The 7081-nt window shown below is 54.3% G+C and carries 8 protein-coding genes; 4 read left to right on the forward strand and 4 right to left on the reverse strand.

Going from position 1 to position 7081, the window contains the following annotated elements; all coding sequences use genetic code 11:
* The 4 genes from ACTH3S_RS17350 to ACTH3S_RS17365 form a co-directional block, all read left to right on the forward strand.
* On the forward strand, positions 1 to 524 hold a 524-nt coding region (locus ACTH3S_RS17350), incomplete at its 5' end, for a GGDEF domain-containing protein (RefSeq protein ID WP_441810266.1).
* A 95-nt stretch (positions 525 to 619) separates the two neighbouring features.
* Positions 620 to 1474, forward strand: a complete 855-nt coding sequence (locus ACTH3S_RS17355; RefSeq protein ID WP_441810273.1) for an MBL fold metallo-hydrolase — start codon at positions 620 to 622, stop codon at positions 1472 to 1474.
* 7 nt (positions 1475 to 1481) lie between these two features.
* A complete protein-coding gene (locus tag ACTH3S_RS17360; RefSeq protein WP_441810267.1) occupies positions 1482 to 3215 on the forward strand; it encodes a SulP family inorganic anion transporter in 1734 nt (577 codons plus the stop codon).
* Between the two features lie 109 nt (positions 3216 to 3324).
* Positions 3325 to 3984, forward strand: coding sequence for an energy-coupling factor ABC transporter permease (locus tag ACTH3S_RS17365; RefSeq protein WP_441810268.1), 660 nt, complete (start codon positions 3325 to 3327; stop codon positions 3982 to 3984).
* 5 nt (positions 3985 to 3989) lie between these two features.
* On the opposite strand, the gene ACTH3S_RS17370 is transcribed toward ACTH3S_RS17365, so the two are convergent.
* From ACTH3S_RS17370 to ACTH3S_RS17385, 4 genes are all read right to left on the reverse strand, one after another.
* Complete coding sequence (locus tag ACTH3S_RS17370; protein WP_441810269.1) at positions 3990 to 4343, reverse strand: EAL domain-containing protein; 354 nt, start codon at positions 4341 to 4343, stop codon at positions 3990 to 3992.
* Positions 4318 to 5748, reverse strand: a complete 1431-nt coding sequence (locus tag ACTH3S_RS17375; protein ID WP_441810270.1) for a diguanylate cyclase domain-containing protein — start codon at positions 5746 to 5748, stop codon at positions 4318 to 4320. The genes ACTH3S_RS17370 and ACTH3S_RS17375 overlap by 26 nt, the downstream gene beginning before the upstream one ends.
* A 106-nt stretch (positions 5749 to 5854) precedes the next feature.
* Positions 5855 to 6388 (reverse strand): response regulator transcription factor, encoded by a 534-nt coding sequence (locus ACTH3S_RS17380; protein ID WP_441810271.1) that lies wholly within the window; start codon positions 6386 to 6388, stop codon positions 5855 to 5857.
* The coding region (locus ACTH3S_RS17385) for a sensor histidine kinase (protein WP_441810272.1) at positions 6385 to 7081 on the reverse strand (697 nt) is incomplete at its 5' end. The genes ACTH3S_RS17385 and ACTH3S_RS17380, both read right to left, overlap by 4 nt.

Here is a 7081-nt window from a genome sequence, read left to right on the forward strand (position 1 = left end):
TTAGCCAGTCCATTAGTGACCCATTAACCAGCTTGCATAACCGCCGATACCTGATGCCCAGATTGAACGAAATGCTGAGCCGCTCAACCCGTTATGGAGAGCGCTTCACGCTGGCGATGTTTGATCTTGACCGGTTCAAGCATATCAATGATTCCATCGGCCACCTGGGGGGAGACTTTTGCTTGCGTGAGTTTGCGAACATTCTTCTGGAGCAGACCCGAGATGCTGATGTGGTGGCACGGTTTGGTGGGGAAGAGTTTGTGGTCGCCTTCAGTGATGTGAGCCAGGCAGATGTCCGGCGCACAGTGAACCGGATTATCCTTTCAGTACGTGATCACGATTTTGTTTTTGAAGGCTGTGTTGTGCCGCTTACAGTCAGTGTGGGTGTTGCCGCCATGGGGGAGCTAAGCAGTATTCCTGCAACGCCGGATCCACTTATACGGCTGGCGGATGACCGGCTCTATGAGGCAAAGCAAGCAGGGCGGGATTGCCTTGTTGATGCATCAGGGATGTTGCGCATATAAGAAAAGAGAATTTCACCTTATATTCCGTTTTGGTATATCCTTAGAATTAAATCTAAGTCTCCATCCAGGCGGAGGTGAATGCCGTGAGCAACCCGATGGTTCAACATTTTTTTGATGAACCCACCAATACCTTCAGTTATGTGGTTCGTGATCCGGCCAGCCAGGCATGCGCCATTCTCGATTCAGTTCTTGATTTTGACTACGCAGCAGGCGCCACCGATGTGCGTTCGGCGGACGAGATTGTTGAATACGTTCGGGCAAACGACCTGAACGTTGAGTGGGTTCTAGAGACACACGTTCACGCGGATCATCTCTCTGCGGCACCTTATCTCCACGAAAAACTCGGTGGCAAAACCGGTATTGGCGCCCACATTCGGGATGTTCAGGCAATTTTTGGCAAGGTGTTTAATGCCGGCACAGATTTCGCCCGTGATGGCAGCCAGTTTGATCGCCTTTTTTGTGACGGCGACGCCTTCGCCATTGGTGGCCTTGAATGCCGTGTAATGCACACCCCTGGCCATACCCCTGCGTGCTTAACTTATGTGATTGGTAACGCCGCATTTGTAGGCGATACCCTGTTCATGCCTGATTTTGGAACTGCACGCTGCGACTTCCCAGGCGGCGATGCCCGTGTGCTGTACCAATCGATTCGCAAGGTGCTGTCGCTGCCTGCACAAACCCGTATTTTCCTGTGTCACGACTACAAAGCGCCTGGGCGAGACGAATACGCTCACCAAACTACCGTGGCGAAGCAGCGTGAGGCCAATGTTCACGTGCACGATGGCATCACCGAAGACGAGTTTGTGCAGATGCGCACGGAACGCGACGCTACCCTCAGCATGCCCCAGCTGATTCTTCCGTCTGTGCAGGTCAATATGCGGGCGGGGGAAATGCCACCAGCAGATGATAATGGCCAAGTGTATTTGAAAATACCGGTCAACTTGTTCTGAGCGAGGGATGAACGTTAAACGCTATTTTCCTGTTCTACAGTGGGCGCCGCAATACGGTCGAAGCCAAGCCACCGGCGATTTGGTGGCTGCGGTTATCGTAACCGTGATGTTGATTCCCCAATCCCTTGCCTACGCATTGCTGGCCGGCCTGCCCCCGCAAGTCGGGTTGTACGCCAGTATTCTGCCGCTGGTGATTTACGCCATCTTCGGTACCAGCCGCACGCTTTCAGTCGGCCCGGTGGCGGTAGCTTCTCTGATGACCGCGGCGGCACTGGCGCCGTTGGCTGAGGCTGGAAGCACCGAATACGTTGTCGGCGCTGTTCTGCTAACGGTTATGTCGGGAATTATGCTCACCCTGATGGGTGTTTTGCGGCTGGGGTTTCTTGCCAATTTTCTAAGCCACCCGGTTATCTCCGGTTTTATCACGGCCTCGGGTATTGTGATTGCAGCCAGCCAGCTTAAGCACATTTTTGGCGTGCAGGCGTCTGGTCAGAACCTTCTGACGATTGGCCAGTCGTTGCTTCAGTCGATCGGTGAAACCAATACCCCGACCCTGTTGATCGGTGTCGGTGCACTGACCTTTTTGGTCTTCGCCCGAAAGCACCTGAAGCCCCTTTTACTTCGTTTAGGTGTGGGCGCGCGCTCGGCGGATATCATGACCAAAACCGCGCCGATATTGGCGGTGGTGATAACCACATTGATCGCGTGGCAACTTCGGTTGGACACCCAAGGTGTGCGGCTAGTGGGTGTTGTGCCTTCAGGGTTGCCCAAACTGACAATGCCGTCGCTGGATTGGGAGCTATGGCAGCAGCTTGCGGTGAGCGCGTTGCTGATCAGTGTGGTCGGTTTTGTGGAGTCGGTTTCCGTGGGCCAAACCCTTGCGGCGAAACGTCGCCAGCGGATCGATCCAGACCAGGAGCTGATCGGTTTGGGCACCGCCAACCTTGGCGCTGGATTTTCAGGCGGCATGCCGGTTACCGGTGGCTTCTCCCGCTCCGTGGTCAATTTTGATGCCGGCGCAGAAACCCCAGCAGCCGGCGCATATACGGCGGTTGGAATTGCCCTGGCAACACTGTTTTTAACGCCCGCCATTGCCTACTTACCCCAGGCAACTCTCGCAGCGACCATTATTGTTGCCGTGGCTACGCTGATCGATTTCCCCGCGCTGGGCCGCACCTGGCGATATTCCCGAACGGATTTTGGCGCCATGCTGGTAACCATTCTGCTCACCCTGGCGCACAGTGTGGAAGCCGGTATTATTGCGGGTGTGGCACTCTCCATAGGGTTGTTTCTCTACCGCACCAGCCGGCCCCATTGCGCAGTGGTTGGCCGGGTTCCGGGTACGGAACACTTCCGTAATGTGCTTCGGCACGATGTGGAGCTGTGCCCCAAGGTTACCTTTTTGCGGGTGGATGAAAGCCTGTATTTTGCCAATGCACGCTTCCTTGAAGAAACCGTGATGGGCTTGGCAAGCGGTGAGCCAGAGCTAAAAGAGCTGGTGCTGGTATGCCCGGCGGTCAATTTGGTGGATGCGTCGGCACTGCAAAGTCTGGAAGCCATTAATGAACGCCTGAAGGATGCTGGAGTGCGGTTGCATCTTTCGGAGGTAAAAGGGCCGGTTATGGATCGCCTGAACAGCACCGCGCTACTGTCGCATCTGGGTGGGCAGGTGTTTCTCAGCACCTATGAAGCCTGGCAGGCTCTTGCCAGTAGTCGGGTGCCGCTTAAAGCACCTGCGTGACTTGGGGGCTGTTTTGATATCGCTTTCGGATCGCCTAGGTCATTAGCTGTGGGACAGATTATATAGTTACCATGTAATCTGTTCTGAGTTTCCGCAAGCGATATTTATTATGGGCATGACCGATGATCTGCTATCAACTGGGCAATGGCTGGTAACTCTCGCATTGTTCCTGCTGATTCTGGTACAGGCGGCTCGTTCAGTACGGTGGCGCGCGCTGCGCTGCGACAATGCGCTGCAACATTCCTTTTTTGGCGCGGCCGTGGTGTTGGGTTTTCTCTGGCAAATGCGGGCGGGCATCTATCCTGGGCTTGCCATTCATATCTTTGGGATGACGGCGGTCACACAGATACTGGGCTGGGGGTTAGCGGTGTTCGCCGGCTTGCTGGCCTTGATTCTTACGGTGGTAACTGGTCGTGAACCGGTGACGATGTTTGCCGCCAACGGTCTGGTAACGGTAATGATCCCGGCTCTTGTTACCCAGGGTATAATGCTTTGGGAAAGGCACCGAAACTTCAGTAATTTCTTCGCTTACATTTTCTTCTGTGGCTTTTTTGGGGCTGGCATTTCAGTGGCTGTTGCTGGCCTGATGATGTGTTTGATGCTTTGGGCTAGCGGCGTGTACGAGTTTTCAGAGCTGGTTCACGATTACCTGCGGTACCTTCCATTGTTCATGGTTCCAGAGGGCTTTGTGAACGGCGTCGTTGTCACCGGCCTGATGGTGTTTCATCCCGACCGGCTGACAACGCTGAACCAGCGACGCTATCGCTAGGCAATTTACAGCTCGCATGCCCTGCAGGTGCCCTCTTGCGTGCTCCACGCCTGCAACCATTCTGGTATATCGCTAGCAGGCATTGGGCGAGCAACTCCATAGCCTTGAATATACTCGCAGCCTAATTGCCGCAGGGCGCGGGCGTGATCCATGGTTTCAACGCCTTCCGCCAGAATAGGGTGAGAAAACCTCTGGCTCAGAAAGATCACACTTTCTACAATCGCCCGATCGCTTGGCTTGCTGAGCATGTTGATCACAAAGCTCTTATCAATCTTTACCAAGTCGACCGGTAGGGTTTGTAAATAGGTCAGTGACGAAAAGCCTGTCCCGAAATCATCCAGCGCAATACGAAACCCCAATTCCTGGCATCGAGCAAGTACGTTGCTGGCGCGCCAGGCGTAGCTGGGGCTGGAAATAAAGTTCAAACTCATCATTTTCCAGTGCGCGAGTGATTTCGGTGAGCTGTTCTCGCCGCTTTTGCCGATGCTCGTTTAGCTGCGGATCAAAAAAGTGCAGTAGGTTTCGGCCCTTCTCCTTGGCGGAGTACATGGCTTGATCCGCATGGCGAATTAGGCCCTCAGCATCTGCATTGTCGGCGGGGTAGCGGGTTATGCCAAGGCTAGCCGTAAGCGTGAATGTGTCAGCGACGTTGCCAGTGCCTGAGCCAAGTTCAATGGGCTTGTTGATGGTGGATAAGATGCACTCATACACCGAGTCGTGTTGGTCACTTTGCAGGATCACACCAAACTCGTCGCCGCCAATCCGGGCAACGGTATCGCCGCTGCGCAAAGCACGCGCAAGACGCCCTGCCAGAATGCGCAAAATCTGGTTGCCAGCCGTTTGGCCAAATCGATCATTAATTGCCTTGAAACCGTCCAAATCCACGTAACACACCGATAAGTGTGTTTGTTGGCGATCCGCGTGAGCCCGCGCGCTTTTTAGGCGATCTTCCAGCAATTGGCGGTTTGGTAAGCCGGTCAGATCATCATAGTTGGCGGCACGATCCAGCTCTTTGGCATGGTTCTTAAGCTCTGTAATGTCTGTGAAAGAGGCAACATGGTAGTAATTTCCGGGCTCGTCCAAGTGCACGCGGCTGATTGACTGCAGCTCAATAAATTCTTCGCCGTTTTTTCGACGATTCCAGATTTCACCCCGCCAGTGATCGCTCCCTTCAATGCTCTGCCACATGGAACGATAGTAGGCCGGAGAGTGCCGGCCAGAGCTGAGAATGGAAGGGTTGAGGCCCAAGACGTCATTCCGACTGTAACCGGTGATGCGTGAGAACGCCGGGTTTACATCCAGTATGCGGTTTTGCTTGTCCGAAATGATGATGGCTTCATCGCTTCGGTCAAACACACTGGCAGCAATACGGAGGCCGCGCTCGCTGTGCTTGCGATCCGAAATGTTGTTCATGATGGAGATGAAGCCTGGCGCTACGCCCTGGCCCTCACCGATCGGAACACAATAGAGGTGAACCCAAAAAGGCATGCCGGAACGGGTATAGAGTAGAACATCTTCTTCGAACGGTTCTGCCCGGTGCAGGCTTTTGGTAATACGCCTCACGGCTTCCGGATTTGTGGCTGGGCCGTTGAGTAGGTCTTTCGGGCGCTTCCCGAAAATGTCCGGTAACTGGTAGCCGGTACACTCTTCAAAACTCGGATTGGCCCACTGGACAGCACCTGTGTCGTCAAGAATCAGAACCATATTGCGGGTGGCACTGGCGACCAGTGAAAGGCGCTTTAGGTCGGTTTGGAGGGAGGGCATTGTGTGTTCGTAATTCTCCTGGGGGCACTTCAGTGCTTGGATTCGCGCAGCGTACGCTGGCCGCAAAAAGTGCTTATTGATAGATATCAACTTTTTGATTGATCCGTTAATTGCGCCAGCGGGAATGCTTCTGCAGCTTTCGTTGCAAGGTTCGCCGGTGCATATGCAGAGCTCTGGCTGTGGCGGACACATTTCCTTCATGCTCATTCAGTACCCGTTGAATGTGTTCCCACTCCATTTCTTCCACCGATGGAGGCTCTGGGCGCAGATCTGGGCTTACTGCCAAGGCTGCAAAGCCGCTAATTAGCTGTTGAACCGTAACCGGTTTGCACAAGTAATTGACGGCACCACGGCGCATGGCTTCAACCGCCGTGGCAATGCTGCCATAGCCAGTCAGTACCACAATTTCCAGAGAAGGCTGCCGAGCAAGAAGTTCAGGCATGAGCTGCAGGCCGCTTTCACCTGCAAGGTTCAGGTCTAGAACACATTTGTGAAACGAATGTTCGTCGAGGGCATGCAGCGCCTCAGCATGGGAGTGGGCGCCGATGGTTCCAATTCCCTGGCGATTCAAAGCACGTTGAAGTACCTCCAAAAAGGACGTGTCATCGTCTATAAGTAGCCAGCCATCTCGAGTGCTCATCTGTTACCTCCGTTATCTGCTGCCGCGGCCGGTAAATCGATGATCATGGTTGTGCCCCGCTGGTCAACGCGAGCTTTCAGGATACCGCCCAAACGCTGAATGGTTGCATTAGAAAGGAACAGGCCAACACCTAGGCCATTTTCCGAACCCACAACCTGTTCACCAAGGGTATTTTGGAAGGCATCCTCCAGCCCATCACCTTGGTCTTCTACCACCATCTCAATTCGGTTGTGTTCTGCGCAGCGCACACTAACGGCCACCCAAGAAGGGCTGGCGGTTAGCGCGTTGGCAAGAAGGTTCAAAATGGCTTGGTCCAGGGTGGCATCCACCGCAACCTGGCAATCTGGAACCGCTGCCGACCATTCGATGGGTGCGGCTGGCCAAAGCAGTGTTGCTGACTCTCTTATCCGTGCCACCCAATTCTGAACTGGGAGGCTTTCCAGTTGTGCATTTTTTGCCTGTATTGCTGCGCTGGAAAGGTGCTGTAGGTGCTGGCCACAAAGAGTGAGCTGCTTCTCCATCAAACTTAGGTCCTCAGCCAAATCTGGCTCTGGAAAGGCCGAACGGATCTCATCAAGGAGCAGTGTCATGGTATTCAGGGGGGTGCCCAAGCGATGGGCCACAGAGGCTGCCGAGAGGCCTAGCAGCCTGTCGGACTTAACCAAGCAGTATCGACATGAGATAATCGGGGCA

Origin of the sequence: Marinobacter sp. (assembly GCF_052094685.1) — a bacterium.
In the GTDB taxonomy this organism is placed as follows: domain Bacteria; phylum Pseudomonadota; class Gammaproteobacteria; order Pseudomonadales; family Oleiphilaceae; genus Marinobacter.

Coding starts and splice junctions, on each gene's coding strand:
- ACTH3S_RS17365 (WP_441810268.1), top strand. CDS start 3,325: ATGGGCATGACCGATGATCTGCTATCAACTGGGCAATGGCTGGTAACT.
- ACTH3S_RS17355 (WP_441810273.1), top strand. CDS start 620: ATGGTTCAACATTTTTTTGATGAACCCACCAATACCTTCAGTTATGTG.
- ACTH3S_RS17360 (WP_441810267.1), top strand. CDS start 1,482: ATGAACGTTAAACGCTATTTTCCTGTTCTACAGTGGGCGCCGCAATAC.
- ACTH3S_RS17380 (WP_441810271.1), bottom strand. CDS start 6,388: ATGAGCACTCGAGATGGCTGGCTACTTATAGACGATGACACGTCCTTT.
- ACTH3S_RS17375 (WP_441810270.1), bottom strand. CDS start 5,748: ATGCCCTCCCTCCAAACCGACCTAAAGCGCCTTTCACTGGTCGCCAGT.